At 40.0% G+C, this 22,523-nt stretch carries 14 protein-coding genes; 12 read left to right on the top strand and 2 right to left on the bottom strand.

Features of this window, described 5'->3' with window-relative positions; translation table 11 throughout:
• Nucleotides 1–342 precede the first annotated feature (342 nt).
• The 6 genes from I6E70_RS13120 to I6E70_RS13095 all read left to right on the top strand — a co-directional run bounded on the left by I6E70_RS13120 (nt 343) and on the right by I6E70_RS13095 (nt 12,469).
• Nucleotides 343–3,126 carry a TonB-dependent receptor gene (locus I6E70_RS13120; RefSeq protein ID WP_007582601.1) on the top strand — a complete coding sequence of 928 codons (2,784 nt, stop codon included), beginning with the start codon at nt 343–345 and terminating at the stop codon, nt 3,124–3,126.
• Between the two features lie 132 nt (nt 3,127–3,258).
• The gene (locus I6E70_RS13115; protein ID WP_010555037.1) at nt 3,259–4,749 is read left to right on the top strand and encodes a tryptophan halogenase family protein; all 1,491 of its coding nucleotides are present in this window, start codon (nt 3,259–3,261) and stop codon (nt 4,747–4,749) included.
• Between the two features lie 2 nt (nt 4,750–4,751).
• Nucleotides 4,752–6,602 carry a glycoside hydrolase family 13 protein gene (locus tag I6E70_RS13110; protein WP_010555038.1) on the top strand — a complete coding sequence of 617 codons (1,851 nt, stop codon included), beginning with the start codon at nt 4,752–4,754 and terminating at the stop codon, nt 6,600–6,602.
• A gap of 90 nt (nt 6,603–6,692) precedes the next feature.
• The gene (locus tag I6E70_RS13105; RefSeq protein ID WP_010555039.1) at nt 6,693–8,552 is read left to right on the top strand and encodes an alpha-amylase family glycosyl hydrolase; all 1,860 of its coding nucleotides are present in this window, start codon (nt 6,693–6,695) and stop codon (nt 8,550–8,552) included.
• Nucleotides 8,545–10,050 (top strand): MFS transporter, encoded by a 1,506-nt coding sequence (locus I6E70_RS13100; protein WP_197188881.1) that lies wholly within the window; start codon nt 8,545–8,547, stop codon nt 10,048–10,050. Before I6E70_RS13105 ends, I6E70_RS13100 begins: the two co-directional genes overlap by 8 nt.
• A gap of 10 nt (nt 10,051–10,060) precedes the next feature.
• On the top strand, nt 10,061–12,469 hold the full coding sequence (locus I6E70_RS13095; protein WP_197188880.1) for a glucan 1,4-alpha-glucosidase: 2,409 nt from the start codon (nt 10,061–10,063) through the stop codon (nt 12,467–12,469).
• Nucleotides 12,470–12,559: 90 nt separating this feature from the next.
• On the opposite strand, the gene I6E70_RS13090 is transcribed toward I6E70_RS13095, so the two are convergent.
• On the bottom strand, nt 12,560–13,579 hold the full coding sequence (locus tag I6E70_RS13090) for a LacI family DNA-binding transcriptional regulator (protein WP_197188879.1): 1,020 nt from the start codon (nt 13,577–13,579) through the stop codon (nt 12,560–12,562).
• A gap of 291 nt (nt 13,580–13,870) precedes the next feature.
• Between I6E70_RS13090 and glk the strand changes: the two genes are divergently transcribed.
• The 6 genes from glk (at nt 13,871) to I6E70_RS13060 (ending at nt 21,105) form a co-directional block, all read left to right on the top strand.
• Entirely contained in the window at nt 13,871–14,863 is a 993-nt protein-coding gene (gene glk / locus I6E70_RS13085) for a glucokinase (protein WP_197188878.1), read from the top strand.
• Between the two features lie 36 nt (nt 14,864–14,899).
• Nucleotides 14,900–15,913, top strand: coding sequence for a LacI family DNA-binding transcriptional regulator (locus I6E70_RS13080; RefSeq protein ID WP_010555045.1), 1,014 nt, complete (start codon nt 14,900–14,902; stop codon nt 15,911–15,913).
• A gap of 336 nt (nt 15,914–16,249) precedes the next feature.
• Entirely contained in the window at nt 16,250–18,100 is a 1,851-nt protein-coding gene (gene edd / locus I6E70_RS13075; RefSeq protein WP_007582619.1) for a phosphogluconate dehydratase, read from the top strand.
• A gap of 33 nt (nt 18,101–18,133) precedes the next feature.
• A complete protein-coding gene (gene eda, locus I6E70_RS13070) occupies nt 18,134–18,754 on the top strand; it encodes a bifunctional 4-hydroxy-2-oxoglutarate aldolase/2-dehydro-3-deoxy-phosphogluconate aldolase (protein WP_197188877.1) in 621 nt (206 codons plus the stop codon).
• A 9-nt stretch (nt 18,755–18,763) separates the two neighbouring features.
• The gene (gap, locus tag I6E70_RS13065) at nt 18,764–19,768 is read left to right on the top strand and encodes a type I glyceraldehyde-3-phosphate dehydrogenase (RefSeq protein ID WP_007582622.1); all 1,005 of its coding nucleotides are present in this window, start codon (nt 18,764–18,766) and stop codon (nt 19,766–19,768) included.
• Between the two features lie 212 nt (nt 19,769–19,980).
• Complete coding sequence (locus I6E70_RS13060; RefSeq protein ID WP_197188876.1) at nt 19,981–21,105, top strand: sterol desaturase family protein; 1,125 nt, start codon at nt 19,981–19,983, stop codon at nt 21,103–21,105.
• A gap of 77 nt (nt 21,106–21,182) precedes the next feature.
• Here the strand turns inward: I6E70_RS13060 and I6E70_RS13055 are convergent, their stop codons facing one another.
• Complete coding sequence (locus tag I6E70_RS13055; RefSeq protein ID WP_197188875.1) at nt 21,183–22,508, bottom strand: leucine-rich repeat-containing protein kinase family protein; 1,326 nt, start codon at nt 22,506–22,508, stop codon at nt 21,183–21,185.
• Between the last annotated feature and the right edge of the window lie 15 nt (nt 22,509–22,523).

The raw sequence follows: 22,523 nt of genomic DNA, 5'->3' as shown, positions 1-22,523 counted from the left end.
GTGCAATTATTTAAACGTTATATAACAGCGCTAATTAATTTCATCTTGTTTACATTCAAGTAGGAAGGCTATTAGTTTTCTACAAAATAGATTTAATCTATCATGCCCTTTCAGTGTTTTTTGTTTTGTTTATTTTCAATAAAATCATATGGTTAAAATTATATGTGTGTAATGTATGTTAATATTAGGCTATATTGAAATTGTTGAATACGTATGCATAAAGTTGTTAATAAAATAAATCTGGCGTTAATATTCATCCTGACAACAAAATTAGCTCGCCTTGTTTAACTATCACTTAAACATTGAACGCGGGTATCACAATATGGGTAACGGGAAAACATTATGTCTATGTTCAAACCAAGTATATTAACTTTGGCATTAACAGCTGCAGGCTTATCAAGCTTTGCTACACAGGCTGCTCAAGAAGATACAATAAAAAAAGATGATGTAGAAGTTATCGAAGTTAAAGGCTTTCGTGGCAGTGTGGTTGAGTCTATTAACACAAAACGCTTCTCTACACAGGTTGTAGAATCTATATCGGCTGAAGACATTGGCAAATTGCCAGATTCTTCTATTGCTGAATCGATTGCGCGTTTACCCGGTTTAACCGCCCAGCGCTTAGACGGGCGAGCAAGTCGTGTCTCTATTCGTGGTTTTGGCGAGAATGAAAGTGGCACAACGTTTAACGGTCGTGAGCAGGTATCGATTGGTGATAACCGCGGCGTAGAGTTTGACCTTTACCCATCAGAAATAATGAGCGGTGTAACTGTTTATAAAACGCCAAATGCAAGTATTGATGCTGAAGGTATTGCCGGTGTTATTAATATGCAAACCGTGCGCCCTTTAAGTAAAGGCGAGCGTGTTGTGCAAGTAAATGGGCAGTATGAGCAAACCAGCTTTGGTAAATTAAATCCAGATGGTAATGATGACGGCTATCGAGGCACTATCTCATACATCGATCAGTTTGCTGACGATACAATTGGTGTTGCATTTGCTTTAAATACAATGAGTTCACCAAATCAAGAAAAACGTTGGAACTCATGGGGCTACCCAGAATTCACCGAAAATGGTAACGATTATTCAATTTTAGGCGGCGCTAAACCATTTGTACGTTCATCAACGCTTGAGCGCGATTCTGCAATGCTTGTTTTAGAAGCCGCCCCTACAGACAAATTAAACATGACGTTTGATGCGTTATATGTAGATTTTACAGATGAAAAAATTCTACGCGGTATTGAAGTTCCATTTGCATGGGGTCAAGGTAGTATTGATGCAAATAGTGTTGTAGTTGATGAAGCATCTGGCTTTATAACAAGTGCAGTAACACAAGGCCAACGTGTAGTAGTTCGAAACGATTATGAAGAACGCGAAGCGGAACTTACAGCTTTTGGTTTTAATACTAAATATGATATTGACGATTCGTGGTCAGTAGAGTTTGATGCAAGTTATTCACAAGTAGACCGTAAAATCTGGAGTGTTGAGAGCTACTCAGGTACAGGACGTGGTGATGCTCGCGGTGTTGCAGATAACTTAGGTTATACATTTAATGGTGGAAATACCGGCGCAAGTTTTACTCATGACTTAGATTATAGCGATTATGGTTTAATACAGTTAGGAGGCCCGCTATCGTGGGGTGCAAGCTCTGCACTTAACGATAAATATGGTTTAACTGGTACTGAGTATGAAAACCAAGCGCAAGATGGTTTTATTAATGCACCGACCATTGAAGATGAGCTATCAACATTAAAAATAGCGGCTTCAAAGGTATTAGAAAACGAGTACATAAGCTCTATTGAATTTGGTATGTCTTACAAAGAACGTGAGAAAACAAAAGATTCAGAAGGTTACTTTATGACGTTATCTAGCTTTTCGCTTGATAACCCAGGCATGCTTAATGTGCCAGAACAGTACCGTAACGGAAGTGTTGATTTAGGCTTTATAGGCATGGGCGATATGATTGCTTATGACGTAAATGGCTTAGTTAACGACGGTTATTACGACTTATTGGCAGAGAGCTTAACAAATACAAGTCATGCGACTAAATCGTGGACTGTAAAAGAAGAAATTACTTCTGCATTTGTTCAAGCAAATATTAATGCTGAAGTAAGCGGCCTTGCATTAACGGGTAACGTGGGCGTGCGTTATGTACAAACTGATCAATCATCACAAGGTAATGCATTTAGTACTGTTGATGGTGTGGTTGTTACATCACCGACAAACATAAGTCATGATTACTCGCACGTATTACCTAGCTTAAACTTGTCACTTGCGATTGATGAGCAACAAACGATACGTTTTGGTGCTGCTAAAACAATTTCTCGTGCACGCTTAGATGAAATGAATTCATCAGTTAATGCTTCATATAATCAAACACCTGATGAAAATGGTAACTATTGGTCTGTATCGGGTGGTAACCCAAATTTAGAACCTAAAGAAGCAACCGGCTACGATTTTACTTACGAGAATTACTTTAGCGATGAAGGCTACTTCTCTGCTGCGTTTTTCTATAAAGATTTAACTCAGTGGATTTTTGACGGCACGTATGCAATTGATATGTCAGGCGTAGCAGACCCTTCAACAGGTGAAGTTCCTGCAACATCATCAGGTACAGGCAGCGGTAAAATAAATGGCGGCGGTGGCGATTTATATGGTTACGAGCTTTCACTAGCGTTACCATTTAAAATATTCCATCCATCTCTTGAAGGTTTTGGTTTAATTGCTAGTCATACTGGTATTGAGTCTGATATTGAAGATCAAAACGGTAACGATTACGAGCTACCAGGTCTTTCGGATAAAATTCAAAGCTTAACAGTTTACTACGAAATGCATGGTATGCAATTACGTACCAGTATGCGCAAACGCAGTGCCTTTAAAGGTGATGTATATGGTTTAGGTTTTAACACTGAACAAGTTGATATTTTAGGTGAAACTATTTGGGATGTTCAAGCAGGTTATGACTTCTCTGAGGCCGGCATTGAAAGCCTTGAAGGTTTATCTGTTCAGTTTCAAGTACAAAACTTAACTGAAGAACCGTTTACGTCACTTTCTGGCGATAATGCTCTACAAGTACGTGACTACCAAGATTACGGTCGTACTTACTTGTTAGGCTTTAGTTACAAGCTATAATAAAAGTTGTGTGTAGAAGCCCTTGTGATTTATTTTACAAGGGCTTTTTTATAGCTAGTTTATCAAACACTGATTAATACCAATTAGCTTAATTAAGTTTATTGAGCGCTGTATTAAAGCGTGGGCAATAATATGAAACCAATAAAACATGTCGTAATTGCAGGCGGTGGTACCGCAGGGTGGATAACAGCAGCACTGCTTAATAAAGTGTTAGGTAAAGTAATTAATATCACACTAATAGAATCATCAGCTATTGGTACGGTAGGAGTGGGTGAAGCAACGATACCGCCCATTATTCAACTTAATAACGCGCTGGGTATAAACGAGCAAGATTTTATTAATGCTACTAATGCTTCAATAAAATTAGGTATTGAGTTCGAAAACTGGAAAACGCCAGGGCATAGCTACATGCATGCGTTTGGCTCGTTAGGTAAAAACTTTCCCTTTTGCGATTTTTATAACTTTTGGTTAAAAGGTCAAATTACGGGTTGCGAAGACGACTTATGGGATTTTTCACTCAATTACCAAGCGGCTAAACAGCATAAATTTGCACCCCTCAATACAATTCCTAATACCCAACTACCTGGGCTGAGTTACGCATATCATTTTGATGCGACGCTTTACGCTGAATACTTAAAAAAGTTGGCTATATCGCGCGGTGTTAAACACATAGATGCAAAAATAAGCCATGTTGAACAATGCGATACAGGCAATGTTAAAAGCCTAGCACTGGATAACGACAGTCAAATTAGTGGGGATTTATTTATAGATTGCACCGGGCTGCGTGCACTATTAATTGAACAAACACTAAATACAGGGTTTATTGATTGGTCTCATTACTTACCATGCGATAGTGCAGTAGCCGTACAAACAAAAAGTACTCATGAGCTTAAGCCCTATACGCGATCTATTGCACATAGTGCTGGTTGGCAATGGCAAATACCACTGCAAAATCGTATTGGTAATGGCCTTGTTTATTGCAGTAGATACTTGTCAGATGATGATGCTAAGCAGTTACTGCTAAAAAGCTTACCCGCTGAGCCAATTACAGAGCCCCGTATTATAAAATTCAAAACAGGTCGGCGTTTAAAGCAATGGCATAAAAATGTGGTGTCGGTTGGCCTCTCAAGTGGTTTTTTAGAGCCGCTAGAGTCAACCAGTATTCATTTAATTCAAACTGCGGTTACGCGTTTAATTAAGCTATTTCCACACAACGGTATTAGCGATGCGTTAGTAACGGAGTTTAATAAACAAAGCGTTATTGAATTAGAACACATACGTGATTTTATTATTTTGCATTATAAACTCACCGAGCGACAAGACTCCCCGTTTTGGCGTCAATGCATGCAAATGGATATACCAAATTCCCTTACCCATAAACTGAATTTATTTAAACACACAGGCAAAGTAATACGTGAAGATGATGAACTATTCGCCGAAGTTGCTTGGCAGCAAGTCATGATAGGGCAAGGGCTTATCCCTGATGACTATAACAGTATTGTTGATTCACTAAGTGATGATCAACTGAGCGATTTATTCTCTACTTTAAAAACGTTGATCAGCTCAACTGTAACGCAATTACCAACTCACCAGAATTTTTTAGCCAGCATTAAAAAGGTATAACAATGCGATTTTTAAACACACTTTTACTAGTAAGCGCATGTAGCTTACCAAGCTTTAGTTATGCACTTAATGTAGAGCCTGCCAATTGGTGGGTCGGAATGAATAAAAATAACATTACAGTACTCGTGCATGAGCAAAATATAGCTAACGAAGAATTTAAATTAGATAAGTATAAAGGGGTTGAACTTAATAACGTAACACGTACCGACAACCCTAATTATGCTTTCCTTCATTTAAATATTAGCGATAACGCCAAAGCAGGAACGCTCAAGTTTAACAGCACTAATACAGCGCATAGCTTTGAGTTTCCTTTATTTACCCGAGATAAAAATAGCGCGCAACGCCAAGGTTTCACAAGTGCAGATGCTTTATATTTAATTAACCCAGATCGCTTTGTAAATGGCGACTCCACAAATGACACCGTTAAAAGCATGCTAGAAGCTGTAAATCCAGGTTTTAAAGGCGGGCGACATGGAGGGGATATTCAAGGTGTTATTAACGCATTACCGTATTTAAATAATTTAGGTGTAACACAGCTTTGGCTTACTCCAGTGCTTGAAAACAACATGCCAGATTACTCTTATCATGGTTACGCGATTACAGACTTTTACAACGTTGATCCGCGAATGGGATCAAATAATTTATACAAAACGTTATCAATAAAGGCTAAAGAGCAGGGCATTGGGCTTGTTATGGATATGGTGCTTAATCACTTTGGTGCTGAGCACCCGTGGATGAAGGATAAACCAACTCAAGATTGGATTAACTTTAATGGGCAGTTTGAAAATGGCAAAAATGCCACAAGCCATGCGCGCCAAACAATTCAAGATCCACACGCAAGTAACTACGATAAACGCCAGTTTAGCGATGGTTGGTTTGTCGCTAGCATGCCCGATTTAAACCAGCGCCAACCATTATTAAATGAGTATTTAATTCAAAATGCAATTTGGTGGATTGAATACGCAGATTTAAGCGGTATTAGAGTTGATACTTACTCTTACTCAGATAAAGCGTTTTTAAGTGATTGGACCAAGGCCATTATGGATGAATACCCACACTTTAATATTGTTGGCGAAGAGTGGACTTCAAACCCTGCAATAGCGTCGTATTGGCAGCGCGGTAAAGTAAATCAAGATGGGTATGTGTCAAGCTTACCCAGTGTGATGGACTTTTCGTTGCAAGAGGCGGTAATTCGAGCTTTAAATGAAGATGAGGGTTGGAGCACAGGCTGGGTTAAAGTATATCAGTCATTAGCTAACGATTTTTTATACCCAGACACCAATAACATTATGGTGTTTGCTGATAACCACGATATGAGCCGTGTATATACGGAGCTTGGGCAAGACTTAGCTAAAACTAAAATGGCGATGACTTTGTTTTTAACAACGCGCGGCATTGCTCAAATATATTATGGAACCGAAATATTATTGGATAATACGCCGAGTAAAGATCATGGTGATATACGCATTGATTTTCCAGGTGGGTTCAAAAATCAAAACGCTAATGCGTTTACTGGAGTCGGGTTAAGTAAAGATCAGCGCGATATGCACGAAACTATAAGCACGCTACTTAACTTTAGAAAGCAAAGCCCGGCGCTTGCAAAGGGTAAGCTCGTTCATTTCAGTCCGAACAATGGTGTTTATAGTTATGCTCGCGTTAGTGATACGCAAACAGTATTAGTTTTTATGAATAAAAACAAAGTAACACAAAAGCATAATCTTGATTACATGCAAGAAGTTATACCAAAAAATGCCAATGCGCAGGCATTATTCACACAACACACTTTTAAACTAACTAACAGTATTAACTTAGAGCCAATGACTGCTACGGTATTAGTGATTAATACGCCGTGAATGTTTAAGTGAATACGTATGCAGCAACTGTATGCTTGCTGCAGATATCTTTAGTATAAAGCTATAACACTACTGACAAAAAGACACACAATGAAAAAATCAGTTTATGTACCCGCATTACTGTGTAGCGCACTTATAACAAGTGCGTGCTCAGACAATAATGAAACCGAACAACAGCAAGCGCCTAAACAGGCGCAAAATGAGTTAACAAAGCCTGTTGTATACCAAGTATTTACACGCTTATTTGGTAACACACAGACCGCGAATGTGCCCTGGGGTACAAAAGAGCAAAATGGCGTAGGTAAATTTGCCGACTTTAACGATGCTGCACTTAAAGGTATTAAAGAATTGGGTACGACCCATGTTTGGTATACCGGTGTTTTACATCATGCGCTAGTGGGCGATTATACCGAGTATGGGATTACGCAAGACGACCCTGATGTAGTTAAAGGCCGTGCAGGTTCACCTTATGCAATAAAAGATTACTACGACGTAAACCCAGATTTAGCCATAAATGTGACTAATAGAATGGGTGAGTTTAGTGATCTGATTGAGCGCACTCATGAGCATGGCATGAAAGTGGTTATAGATATTGTACCTAACCATGTGGCTCGTAATTATAAATCAGTAGCAAAACCCAAAGGAATAAAAGACTTTGGTGAGCAAGACGACACCAGCAAAGAGTACGATAAAAATAATAACTTTTATTATGTACCAGGTCAGTCTTTTCAGGTTCCAACATCACAAAGCTATACAGTTTTAGGGGGTAATACTCACCCTTTAGCTGACGGTTTTTTTGATGAAACGCCAGCGAAATGGACGGGGAATGGCGCGCGTGCACCCAAGCCAGATATTAACGATTGGTACGAAACCGTAAGAGTGAATTATGGCGTTAAGCCTGATGGCAGCTATGACTTTCCTGTATTACCTAAAGAGTTAGAAAACCAAGATTATCGCGCTCATTATGCGTTTTGGCAAAATAAGGAACTGCCTAATAGCTGGTATAAATTTAGAGATATCACTCTTTACTGGCTTGATAAAGGCGTTGATGGTTTTAGGTACGATATGGCCGAAATGGTGCCGGTTGAATTTTGGAGCTTTTTAAATTCATCAATAAAAATGCAAAAGCCCGATGCGTTTTTATTGGCTGAAGTTTACAACCCACAAATGTACAGAGCGTATATTCAGCAAGGAAAAATGGATTACTTGTATGACAAAGTCGGCTTTTACGACACATTAAAAGCCATTATGCAGGGTAAGCAAGCGGCTAATACTATTTTTGCAGCCCAAAGCCAAGTGGCTGATATTGAAGCGCACATGCTGCACTTTTTAGAAAATCACGACGAACAACGCATTGCTAGCCCTGATTTTGCAGGTGATGCACGCTGGGGGAAACCAGCAATGGTCGTTTCTAGCTTAATGAGTCGCGCACCTACTTTATTATATTTTGCCCAAGATGTGGGGGAGGACGGATCTGAAAACGCAGGTTTTGGCACATCTACTCGCACCAGTATTTTTGACTATATTGGTGTACCAGCGCATCAAGCATGGATGAACAACGGCAAATTCGACGGCGCTAACTTATCGAGCGAGCAAGCATCACTTCGTGATTATTATAAATCAATAATGGCTCTTAATAGTTTGCCCGCTGTTGTAGGTGGAACCATGTCAGAGCTTTCACTTAGCAATAGCGAACGCGTTGTTGGTTTTGTACGCTCGCTGGGACAGCAATCTGTTTATGTTTTTAGTAATTTTAGTGAGGAGCCACAAACGGTATTAATTAATTTAACACCAGAGCAAGCAAATACCTTTGAGCGAAATAAACCGCTACACGACTTACTTGAACAAAACACGGTAAAGATCATCACTGACAAAGAAGTTACAAAGCTTATGCTTTCGCTAGATGCATTTAGTAGCGCAGTTTTAACTAATAAGGCTAATCATGAATAATCAAAATAATAATTATGACAGCAACAAACCAAATCTAAGTTTCTGGCAAATATGGAATATGTGCTTTGGCTTTTTAGGTATTCAATTTGGTTTTGCACTACAAAACGGCAATGTGAGCCGTATTTTTCAAACCCTAGGCGCACAAGTGGATGATATTCCTATTTTATGGGTTGCAGCACCGCTAACGGGCTTAATAGTGCAACCAATAATTGGTTATTGGAGTGATAAAACATGGGGGCGTTTTGGTCGTCGTCGTCCATTCTTTTTCATAGGGGCGGTACTTACTACTATCTCACTCTTTATCATGCCGCATTCACCAACCCTTTGGATTGCTGCAGGTATGTTATGGATTATGGATGCCTCAATCAATGTCACTATGGAACCTTTTAGAGCACTTGTAGGCGATAACCTGCCAGAAAAACAACGCGCTACAGGTTACGGGTTACAAAGCTTTTTTATTGGTATTGGTGCGGTATTAGCCTCAGCGCTACCATGGATGATGACCAATTGGTTTGATGTAAGTAATACCGCTGCGCTAGGGCAAATTCCTGAATCTGTTAAATATTCATTTTATTGGGGTGGGGTCGTATTGCTAGTCGCAGTTCTTTGGACAGTTATGCGAACCAAAGAATATAGCCCTGAGCAATTAGCTGCTTTTGAAAACCACACTGCCAAACCGACTAACACCGCATTAGTAGATATCAATTTCAATAAAGGTGCCATTATTTTTGTGGTGCTAGGTTTAGCAACCCTTACATTAGTAATGGGTTTATCGCTTGAAAAAGAGTTATACCTACTTGCTGGTGGCTTACTAGCGTTTGGTATTGTGCAGTGGATAGCAAGCGCATTAAAGGCTGCTAACAAAATACAAGGCGGTTTTTACCAAGTAGTACAAGATGTATTTACCATGCCAGAGGCAATGAAGCAGCTTGCTTGGGTGCAGTTTTTTAGCTGGTTTACGTTGTTTGCTATGTGGATATACACCACAGCCGCAGTAACAAGCTTTCATTACGGCAGCAGTGATGCAACAAGTAAAGCCTTTAACGATGGGGCTGATTGGGTCGGTATTTTATTTGCCGCCTACAATGGCTTTGCAGCTATTGCCGCTATGTGTATTCCATTATTAGTTAAAAAGATGGGCTTAAAAGGCGCGCATTGTTTTAATTTATTGCTGGGCGCGTTAGGTCTTGCAAGCTTTATGTTTATAACAGATCCAAAAATGCTCCTTATTCCTATGATAGGCGTTGGCTTTGCATGGGCGTCTATTTTATCGCTTCCTTATGCAATGTTAAGTAATGCATTACCGAGTAATAAAATGGGCGTGTATATGGGTATTTTTAACTTCTTTATTGTTATACCGCAATTGCTTGCCGCGAGTATTTTAGGACTTATTTTACGCCACGTATTTTCTAATCAGCCTATTTACGCATTATTAATTGGTGCTGCATCATTCGTTGTTGCTGCGATTGCTGTAATGCGCGTTAAAAATTCAAACTAAGGGTCACACAATGAAAAAATATAACCTTGTTACCACCGCTCTTTTAACTTTGGGTTTAACAGCCTGTGGTGCACAAAATACGAATAACGAAAATATTGACGCTACAGTTTCAGCAGCTCCTGGCGCACCGGGTGCTGAACCATATTGGGCTTACGCGGGTAAAACCGGAATTGGTACTTCTTTTGAGCAATACCAAAACGGCCAATATAATAACAACGCTGCGACAGGTGAAGTATCAAAAGTATGGTTTTCAATTGCCAAAGGTATGATCACCGAAACTATGTTTGGACTCATTCACCAAGCTCAGATTAAAGATATGCAGTTTGTAGTAACCGGTAAAGATTTTACAGTCACTGAAGCTGACGACTTAGACGTTACAATTGATTACTTACATAAAGACGATAAAGGCAGACCACTATCGCTTGCTTACAAAGTCACAAGTACAGATAAGAAAGGGCGTTTTACCCTCGAAAAACACATATTCACCGACCCTGACGGACAAACATTGTTTGTACGCAGTATTTTTAATACATCACTTAAAGGCGTGAAAGCGTATGTTGCTGTTAACCCTTATATAAACAACAACGGCTTAGGTGATTTTGCAAAAACCACTGAGCAAGGCTTAGTGGCATGGGAAGATGATAATTTTTTAACGTTACAATCATCTACGCCATTCAAAATGCAAAGCGTAGGCTTTACAGGCGTGAGCGATGGCATCACCTCACTTAAAAAACAACACACACTAAGCAAACAATATTCAAACACAGGCGATAAGGCCGGTAACGTCACTCTGCTGGCAGAGCTTGGTACTATCGATAGTAATACCACATTTGATTTAGCACTAAGCTTTGGTAAAACGCAGCAGCAAAGCCAGCAACAAGGTGCACAGAGCTTATCTAAAGGTTATCAAAATGTGCTTGATGCCTACAACGGTAAAGGTGAAGCGCTAGGCTGGGAAGATTATTTACAAAGCCTTGAGCCATTAAATACAATGGTTAAGCAAACAGCCGATGACGGTAAGCTACTTTATACCAGTGCAATGGTACTAAAAGCGCAAGAAGACAAAACTAATGCGGGTGCGCTCATTGCCTCACTTTCTAATCCTTGGGGTGAAACTGTTTCAGCCAAACAGGGTTCTACTGGTTACAAAGCGGTATGGGTTCGTGATTTTTATCAAGTAGCTATGGCATTTATGGCCTTAGGCGATACAGCGACTGCAAAAACGGCCTTCGAATACCTTGAAAAAGTACAAGTTACTAGCAAAACCCCCGGTAACAATGGTGACACCGGATGGTTTTTACAAAAAACACATGTTGATGGTGAACTGGAATGGGTAGGGGTACAGCTAGATCAAACGGCTATGCCAATTATGCTCGCGTGGAAGTTACATCAAGCAAACGTACTAAGTGATAACGAACTTAAAGATTGGTACGCACGCATGCTAAAACCGGCAGCTGACTTTTTAGTTGATGGCGGAAGAGCTAAAATTTTATGGAACGACATGCAAATCACTCCACCCGCAACACAGCAAGAGCGCTGGGAAGAGCAAAGTGGTTATTCTCCCTCTACAACGGCTGCCGTTGTTGCTGGCCTTATAACAGCCAGTGACATAGCAACACTCAGTGGTGATACTCAAAATGCAGATCGTTATTTAGCAACGGCTAAAAAGTACAACAGTGATATAGAATCGCAAATGTTTACCACCGAAGGTAATTTAAAAGGTGATAGCACCGATGGCGAGTATTTTATTCGTATAGGTCAAGACACCGACGCTAACTCTAATACTAAAATTAACGCCAACAATGGCCGTGAAGGTTTTAACAAAAAGCAGATTTTAGACGGTGGTTTTTTAGAATTAGTCCGCTATGGAGTAAGAAGTGCCAACGATTCAAGTATAGTTAAAACCCTGCCTGAGTATGACGACGAAACGCTTGAAGATAACTTACAAGTTAAATACAGCTTTAACTTTACCGATGGTAGCGGCACATTTGCAGGCTATCGCCGTTATGGCAACGACGGTTACGGCGAAGATGAAACCACAGGTACTAATTACGCCGAAAGCGGGAGCAACACGCCAGGCCAACGTGGTCGTGTATGGCCATTTTTTACAGGCGAACGCGGACACTATGAAATAGCGGCCGCAAACGCAAATAATACGCTAGATGATGCAAAACAAGCGGACATTAAAAATAGTTACGTAAAAGGTTTAGAGCAGTTTGCTAATAGCGGCATGATGCTACCTGAGCAAGTATGGGATGGCGTGGGTGTAAATAAAGCAGGTTATGCGTTAGGCGAGGGCACAAACTCAGCAACACCTCTAGCTTGGACACATGCAGAATACATTAAGCTTGTACGCTCACTCAGTGATAAACAAGTTTGGGACTATTATCCGGTGGTTGCCGAATCGCTTAAAGACTAATATAAAACATGCTGTAGTTATTAAAAAAGGCTTCTAAATAAATTTAGAAGCCTTTTTGTTATGTTGAAGTCTTATTAGGATATTTAATTTTTAACTGCTACTTTTTCGAGAAATTAATACAGGTGGGAGTAAGGTACTTTGCACTTCTTCACCACGTATCAGTTTTAATAAGTTCTCTACGAGCATTTGCCCTGCAACAGTGGTGTTTTGCTCTATCGTCGTCAGCGGTGGGTTTACATAACTAGCAATGGCTATGTTATCAAAGCCGACTACCGCAACATCTTTTGGCACGTCAATATTTGCTTCTTTAAGTGCACGTATAGCCCCAATAGCAATTAAGTCGCTTGCAGCAAATAAGGCGTTAAATTTAATATTATTAGCGATAAGCGAACGAGTGGCGTGATACCCAGATTCTTCGGTAGATATAGCATTAGCCATTTTTCGCTCGTTTATTTTAACGTTGTTAGCCAGTAGCTCATCTTTAAAGCCCTGAAAGCGACTAAAGAATTCAGGGCTATGATCAGATGCATCCCCAATAAAAGCGCAATCAGTTCTGCTGTGAGCAATAAAGTGCTCAGCGGCGAGCTTACCGCCACCGTAGTTATCACAACAAACAGTTAAATCTGGGCGATTATCAACCGTTGCCCCCCAACAAACAAACTTAGTGTTTTGTTCAAGTAAGGTGTTAAATTTTGGTTGGTAATCAATGTAATCGCCATAACCGAGTAAAATAATACCATCGGCTCTGTGGCTATCTTCATAGTCTGCTTGCCAATCAGCACTGGCCGATTGAAATGATACTAATAAATCGTAACCTTCTTTAGCGCAAGCACGGGTAATGCTGCCAAGCATGGCTAAAAAGAAAGGATTAATTTGTGACTCATCAGAGGTAGGGTCTTCGAAAAGAAGTAATGCAAGTGTGCTGCTTTGTTGTGTACGCAAGTTGCTGGCATTTTTATCAACTTTATAATTAAGCTTTTTAGCTATATCGAAAACACGTTTACGTGTTTCTTCATTAACAAGATGGCTGTTACGTAAAGCGCGAGATACAGTTGATTGAGATACCCCTGCATAGTGGGCAATATCAAATGAGGTGGCTTTACCTTTCATTGTTACAACTTAATTAATTTGATAAATAATTGTGCCATTTTCGGTTATTAATGAATAATTTCAAGCTTTTTGTGAATTAACGTATATTTTTATTGATAAACGGCTGACACCGGTGTCATAATATAAATGTTTTATCATTTTGTTGTCAAAACGTATTCGCTGTTTATATATTTTATAGGCAGCATTTTTTACTGTGATAGCTACTTTGAGGTGATAGCTCAAAGTATAAATAACAATGGTATACCATTGTAAAATAATAAGCACGAGTCGCTTAACAAAAGAGATAATACTATGAGCCTAAACTCTTCTGCCCAATTTGATCCCATCTTAGTTGCTGATGTTGGCGGCACCAATGCCCGCTTTGCTTTAATAACTGCTTTTAATGAGCACACTAACCAATTTGTAATAGAGCACATTAATATTTTTCCTAGTGCTAATTTTGGTTCACTTGAAAGTGCGCTTGAGCAATATTTACAAACAGTCTCGCATATTACACCCAAACGCGCATGTTTAGCCGTTGCAGGTCCAATAAAAGCTGGGCAGGTACATTTAACCAATTTAGGTTGGCATTTTAGTGTTAGTGAATTTAAAACTCATTTTGATTTACAGCAACTAGAAGTCATTAACGATTTTGCTGCTTTTGCATATGCGGCTCCTTACTTAGATCCTAAACAAAATGTCATTGTTAAATCAGGCCAAGCTGATGATAATGCAAACATTGGTGTTATAGGTCCCGGTACTGGTTTTGGTGCCGCGTGCTTAGTTAGAACGTCGCAATCTACCGCTGTTTTAAGTTCAGAAGGGGGACATATATCGCTTGCACCAGTTAATGAACTCGATACTTTACTATTAAATGAATTACGTAAAGATCATCCCCATGTTTCTATCGAAACTGTATTTTCAGGCCCTGGCATAACGCATTTATACAAAGCGATGTCTGCGGTTAAGGGTGTAACAGCTAAAAATTTAGATGCTGCGCAAATAAGTAGTCTAGCAAATAGCGGTGAATGTGCTGTGTGCGATGCAACGCTTAATCAATTTTGTGATTGGATCGGCAGTGTAGCTGGCGATCTAGCCGTTGTTTACGGTGCTTTAGGCGGACTATTTATTGGCGGTGGAATACTGCCTCGTATGCAAGCAAGACTTCTAGAGAGTCGTTTTGTTGAACGATTTTCGCAAAAGGGTATTATGTCGCAATACGCAGGGCAAATTCCTGTAACACTTGTAACACAAGATAATATTCCACTAATTGGTGCCGCAGCGTGTTTGCACAACAGCAAATAAGGAGCTTTCCTTGTTCGCATTTGGAAAAATAGAGTGATGAAAAAAGTAACAATAAACAGTGTGGCAAGTCATGCTGGTGTTTCTAAAAAAACCGTATCACGCGTTTTAAATAACGAGCCTAATGTTAGTGCTGCAACCCGAGAAAAGGTGCTTGCGGTATTTAAAGAACTCGATTACACCCCAAATCCAATTGCACGAGGCCTCGCACAAAATCGTAGCTTTATTATTGGGTGTCTTTACGATAACCCAAGTAAAAGCTACATTACTCGCGTGCAAACGGGTGCTTTAGAAGCATGTAAAGAAAATAACTATAATTTATTGATACACCCTTGTGAGTTTCGTGGTGAAGCCCTTATAAATAATATTGAGCAATTACTACAGACTTCTCGATTAGATGGCATTGTGCTAACACCTCCTTTTGGTGATTTTGCAGAGCTTGTTGCTTTTTTAAAATCTAAAAAAATTCCTTACGCAAGGGTTGCGTCAGCTTTACTTCAAGATGATTCTATTTCAGTTCGTAGTAATGATGAACAAGGCGCATTTGAAATTACTGAGCATCTAATTAGCCTTGGGCATAAATCTATAGCGTTTATTAAAGGGCACCCGGATCACAGTGCCACTCAACAACGCTTTAAAGGCTATAGGCGTTCACTTGCAAGCCATGGAATAGAGTTTGATGAGCGCTTGGTAGAGGAGGGTAACTTTAGTTATCACTCAGGTGTAGATAGTGCACGCAGTATTTTAGATTTGTCTCCTAGGCCAACAGCTGTATTTGCATCAAACGATTACATGGCGGCAGCGGTATTAAAATTAGCTACCCAGCGCCAATTAAAAGTGCCTGATGATATTTCAATAGCCGGCTTTGATAATGCACCCATTGCACGTCATATTTGGCCTGGTTTAACGACTATTGCACAGCCTGTTGAAGAAATGACTAAACAAGCCGTAACTCAACTTATTTCACACATAGCTCAACCGCAAGAACAGCCGTATCAGGTAACGCTTGAGTCGCGCTTAATTACACGTGAGTCTACCTCTGCGATAAAATAGTGAGTTAAAAACACTTTCACAGTAGCCCGAATATGAGTGACGCTTATTCGGGCTTTTTTTTGCTCTGAACTTGCTAAAATATACTTTGTGCCTAAAAATCAATTAGGTCATTATTCGGTCATGTTAAAATATTAAACTATTTTTGTTACCCGGGGTTGACACCGGTGTCATTGCTATGCGTTAATACAGTGACACCGGTGTCAGGGCTGTTGTGAGAGGCTCCCTGGTAGCGTACCTTTGAACGGGTAAATCAAAGATGCTCAGTACAGTTATTTACGTGGAGTCTGTAGTTGCTACTGAGCCTTTATCCTCTAACTAATAGAGATGAGTTAAATTATGTTACATCCTCGTATTCAAGAAGTTACCCAGCGCGTTATCGAACGCAGTAAAAATACCCGTCAAGATTATTTAGAACGTATTTCGCACGCAAAAAAACAAACAAGAGTTCGTGCCGGTTTAGGTTGCGGAAATATAGCCCATGTTATGGCTGCATGTAGCAGTGATGACAAAGCGCGCTTAAAGGCTGATGAGCAGCCAAATCTTGCTATTATCAACTCATATAACGATATGTTATCGGCTCATGTGCCATACAAAGATTACCCAGATTTAATTAAAGACATTGCTACTAAATACGATGCTACAGCACAAGTTGCTGGTGGCGTTCCTGCAATGTGTGATGGTGTTACGCAAGGGCGTGACGGCATGGAACTTTCGCTTTTTTCTCGTGATGTAATTGCTATGTCTACGGCAATATCGCTTTCACACGATGTGTTTGATGGCGTTTTTTGTTTAGGCGTTTGTGACAAAATCGTCCCGGGTTTATTAATTGGTGCATTGTCGTTTGGTCATTTACCTGTGTTCTTTTTACCAGCAGGTCCAATGCAATCAGGTATTCCTAATAAAGAAAAAGCACGTATTCGTCAAAAATTTGCACAAGGTCTAGTAAGTCGCGAAGACTTATTAGAGGCTGAAAGCGCGTCTTACCACAGCGCAGGTACTTGTACGTTTTACGGTACTGCAAACTCAAACCAAATGTTAATGGAAATAATGGGCTTACACCTTCCTGGTAGTTCGTTTATTAATCCTTACACTGAGCTTCGCGATGGTCTTACAGGTAATGCTGTAGAAACTATGCTTAAGCAGCTTACAGATGATAAAGAAAGCCCGTGTTTGGCCGATGTGATCAGCGAAAAAACGATTATAAACGGTTTAGTAGGCCTGCTTTCTACAGGTGGTTCTACTAACCATGCAATTCATATTGTTGCGATAGCAAAAGCGGCGGGCATTCAGGTTACGTGGAAAGATATGTCTGATTTATCAGAAGTTGTACCACTACTTACACGTATTTACCCTAACGGCTCTGCAGATGTAAACCACTTCCAAGCAGCTGGCGGTATGGGTTTCTTAATGCGAGAGCTAGCAAGCGCTGGTTACTTACACACAGATGTTAAAACAATGCTAGGCGATGGTTTAGCACCTTACATGACAGAGCCTCGTTTGGATAAAGACGATAGCCTGATCATGAGCAACTCAACCGGCCCAACTAAAGTTAAATGGGTAGATTGCCCAGCAAACTCACACGATGAAGAAGTACTTCGCCCAGTGAGTAACCCTTTTAGTAAGCAAGGTGGTCTGCAACTTCTAACGGGTAACTTAGGTAAAGCTGTTATTAAAGTGTCAGCTGTTGCTATTGAACATCAGGTTGTTACTGCTCCTGCAAAAGTGTTTAGCTCACAAAGTGCTCTGCAAGATGCATACACGCGTGGCGAATTAAACCAAGACTTTATTGCCGTGCTAAAAGAGCAAGGCCCTAAAGCGAAAGGTATGCCAGAGCTACATAAATTAACGCCAGTAATGGCAACGCTTCAAGATGAAGGCTTTAAAGTAGCCATTGTTACTGACGGTCGTATGTCGGGTGCATCAGGTAAAGTACCAGCTGCTATTCACTTAGCACCAGAGGCAGTAGAAGGCGGCATTATTGCTAAAATCCGAGAAGGTGATTTAGTGACACTTGATGCGCCAAACGGAATATTAAAAGTACACGTTAGCGACGAAGAACTTGCTAAACGTGAAGCAGAACTTAGCCTGCCAAGTGCAACATTTGGTACAGGTCGCGAATTATTTACTGGATTTAGAAATATCGTAAGCAGTGCCGATTTAGGCGCGAGTGCTTTTGGACTTGAATAAATATTAGCCATACTGGGTAATGAGGAACAAGTAATGAGTATTGAAAAAATCTTAGCATCGGCACCAGTGGTGCCAGTGGTTGTAATCGAAAAATTAGAAGATGCAGCACCACTTGCAAGAGCGTTATATAACGGTGGCTTAAAAGCCTTAGAGATCACACTTCGTACACCTATTGCTGCAGAAGCTGTAAAGCTGATGAAAGCAGAAGTACCTGAAGCCTATGTAGGTACTGGTACGGTAGTAGATAAAGCAAGTTTTGATCTTTCGGTTGCCGCAGGTGCAGATTTTATGGTGAGTCCAGGTGTGAGCGATGAGCTTATTGCTTTGGCTAAAACATCAGATATACCATTTTTACCGGGCGCTGCAACTGCAAGTGAAATTATGCAACTTGCGTCGCATGGTTTTAAGTATTTAAAATTCTTCCCTGCAGAAGCTGCAGGCGGAACAGCAATGCTTAAATCAATCGGTGGCCCATTACCACATATTACTTTTTGCCCAACTGGCGGCATTAGCCTAGCAACTGCACCGAACTATTTAGCGCTTAACAACGTTATTTGTGTGGGTGGTACGTGGATGCTAGATAAACAACTAATTGAAAATAAAGACTGGCAAGCAATTGAAGCGCTTGCTCGCCAAGCAAGTGAACTTAAATAGGAGTCTAAAATGATTAATGTAGCAATTAACGGTTACGGCCGTATCGGTAGAAATGTTTTACGTGCACTTTATGAGTCAGCTCAAAACAGCGAAATTAAAATTGTAGCAATTAACGATTTAGCACCTGCTAACGTTAATGCACATTTAACGCAGTATGACTCAGTTCATGGTCAATTTTCTAAAAAAGTAACACTTGAAAATAACACCATGTTAATTGACGATGACGTAATTACGTTAACGCAAGAACGCGACCCTGCAAATTTACCGTGGAAAGCACTAAACGTAGATATCGTTTTAGAATGTACTGGTTTTTTCACTAAACGTGATGACGCTGCTAAGCACATTACAGCGGGTGCTAAAAAAGTAATCGTTTCTGCTCCAGGTAAAGATATGGATGCAACAGTGGTTCATGGTGTAAACAGCGATGTAATTAACGCTGATAGCCAAATCATCTCAAATGCATCGTGTACTACTAACTGTTTAGCACCACTTGCAAAAGCAATTAACGACACCGTAGGTATTGAAAAGGGGAGTATGACAACGATTCATTCTTATACGAATGATCAAAACCTATCTGACGTATACCACCCAGATCTATACCGTGCTCGTAGTGCGACTCAATCTATGATCCCAACTAAAACAGGTGCTGCGGCAGCTGTTGGTTTAGTATTACCAGAACTTGCTGGTAAATTAGACGGTATGTCGGTACGTGTACCAACAATCAACGTATCTTTAGTTGATTTTACGTTTATTACTAAGCGCGATACGACTGCAGAAGAAATCAATGCAATCATGAAAGAAGCGTCAACGGGTTCAATGAAAGATATTTTACAATATAATGAGCTTCCGCTTGTTTCTATCGACTTTAACCATAACCCAGCGTCATCTATCTTTGATGCAACGCAAACTAAAGCCGATGGCAATCTAGTTAAAGTAATGGCTTGGTACGACAACGAATGGGGTTTCTCAAACCGCATGTTAGACCAAGTTAAAGCATTAGGTGCGTTTTTATAATACAGCCCTAATGATGTAAAGTTTTAGCTTTATCCAACCAAGCCACGCATTGCGTGGCTTTTTTGCGTTTGGTTTATCTGTATATTTGCAACTCAGACTATGGAGGGAACTATTTGTATTTTTTATACCCTAAATTTTGTTAATATGTGGGTGTGTAAATCAATGGAATTTCGTTGTATTTAATCAACTCAACGAAGCAAGGAATAATAAAAATGATCAGAGCTTTATCACGAAAGGTATTTCGCACAAATCATCTTCAGATAGGTGAGGGCAACATAAGTGGCTACATAGCCTGCTTTTTAGCAATACTGAGTTGCTTAGGCGTATTAGCGTTTCACTTTCCTGAATACTTAACCACACCAGAACTACGCAAAAGCTACAGTGTCGACTTTTTACGTCAGCTTATGTTTGCATCATTATTGGTCTCGGGTAGTTTAGGGCTACTTAACTTTGTACGTAATACCAATAAACGCTTAGGAGCTACAGCGTGGTTTTTTATTGTTCTTGCAATTATGTTTGGCGGACCAAACGTTGAGGTAAATGAGTTTGCCACCGACACACCTTACATAGGGCTCGATTGGTTTATTTTAGATTTACTCGGCTCAACACTCATATTTATTGTTATTGAAAAGCTGCTACCCCATCGAAAAGAGCAAAAAATATTACGTAGCGAATGGCGAGGCGATTTAAACCACTTTTTCGTAAACCATTTAATTATTGGTTTTGTGTTACTCGTTACTAACCACTTTGTGCATTATGGTTTTGGCTGGGCTGTATCATCTACAGTACAAGGTTATATAGAGCAAACACCATTTGTAGTGCAGTTGTTTTTAATAATACTCGTGGCTGATTTAATGCAGTATTGGGTGCATCGTGCTTATCACGAAGTCCCTTTATTATGGCGCTTTCATGGCGTACATCACAGTGCTAAAGAAATGGATTGGTTAGCGGGCTCTCGCCAACATATTCTTGAAATACTCGTAACGCGCAGCTTAGTGCTCACACCCATATTTGTACTTGGATTTTCACAGCAAATAATTAGTTTATACGTAATAATTGTGGGTTTACAGGCTGTGTTTAACCATGCAAATGTACGTGTGAAATTTGGTTGGCTAAAATATTTTATGGTTACACCGCAGTTTCACCATTGGCATCATGCGTCAGATAAAGCCGCAATTGACCGCAATTACGCTGCGCATTTTTCATTTTTAGACTACGCGTTTGGTACTGCTGTTAAAGGCCAAAAAGAGTGGCCAGAAGCGTATGGTGTAGTCGGGGATTACATGCCGGTAGGTATGCTTAAACAACAGATTTACCCGTTTAAGCGCACTAAATGAGCTCGATTAATTTAATAAACATAAACTAAAAAAGTAGCAACGTGCTACGCGTTGCTCTTTTTTATGACTCTACTCAATTATATATTTAGCTCTTCTAATAACTCAGTAAATGTAGGTCTCTGATTTAATGAAGGTTGCATAGCACACTTTGCCATATCGGACATTTCACCAAATAGCTCACTTTGCCTATCATCACCGGTTACCGTGCCTAATAAGTCTTCAATTAAACAGCCCAAAGCCCTTACTTCTATCCACTCTAGTTGCTTTTGTTGATACTCACTTAGCTTCGTTAAATTAGTTGCAGCACCAAAATCACCAAACAGAACGTCATGGTTTTGGTTAACCATAGTGTTATGCGCATAAATGTCGCCGTGACTTACTTTACGAACATGTAAGTGATGCAGTGTACTTACCATTTGCTGTGCAATTTTTAAAATAGCTTGAGTTGAGTAATGGCAATCATTGTTAAAGGTATCACGTGTACAGGTTTCAAGGCTTGGAGGCAGGCCTAAATTAGCAAAGCTTTTATCTATTAGCTCCATCACTAAACCTAACTGATCACTTTGTTCAATGTAGGCAAGTACTTTAATTAAATTAGCGTGATCGTCTGCTTGTAAGCAGCAATTTACTTCATCAAGCGGGTAGCCGTCGCTGGTAATTGCACCTTTAAATAATTTAATTGCTACAGCGCTATTAGCAGCTTGCGCTAAATGAATAACGCCCGATGCACCTTGGCCAATAACATGACTAAGCGTGTAATCGTTAAGAAGTTTATTTTCTAAGCTGCACTTTGTAAGGCACTGGGCTTTATTAAAATCGTTACCGGCAAACGCAAGCCAAGCAAGTTTAGGCAGTTCAAACAGCCAGTCGTCTACGTGTGTTAAGTTATTAGCAGAGAGCCTAACAAGCTCGAGGTTTTTACACTGCGCCATGCTACTTGGCAGTTGCTTAAGTTGATTGCCCGCAAGCGCGAGCTTTTTAAGCTGGGTGTAATTACCAAAGTCTTCAGGCAATTCGCTTAAAGTATTATCGGTGAGTATGAGCCACTCAATATTTTTTGGCAGGCTGTTTAAAGCAAATTCAGAAATTTGGTTACCTTTAAACGCAACCATAATTAAAGCAGGGCATTTAGCCAGCACAGCAGGAATATGCTTAAACTGATTAAATGATAAAAATACTCGCTTAAGGCGTGTTAAGCAGGCAAATTCATCAGGTAGTGTTGATAAGTTATTATTTGATAAATCGAGTACTTCGAGCGTGTCAGCTAAGCTAAAAATCTCTTCAGGGAATATTGTTAACTCTTCTACTAATTGCAGGTGAGTAGCACCAGCAAGTTTGCCACTTTTAAGCTCTTTAAGGGAGTTCATATTTATACCACGTTCTAAAAATGAAAAAGCCAACATAGCTGTTGGCTTAAA

This window comes from Pseudoalteromonas sp. NGC95 (assembly GCF_015864705.1).
Lineage (GTDB): Bacteria > Pseudomonadota > Gammaproteobacteria > Enterobacterales > Alteromonadaceae > Pseudoalteromonas > Pseudoalteromonas arctica.
The sequence above is the reverse complement of the archived record's forward strand: the minus strand, read 5'-3'. Positions and strand labels throughout refer to the sequence as shown.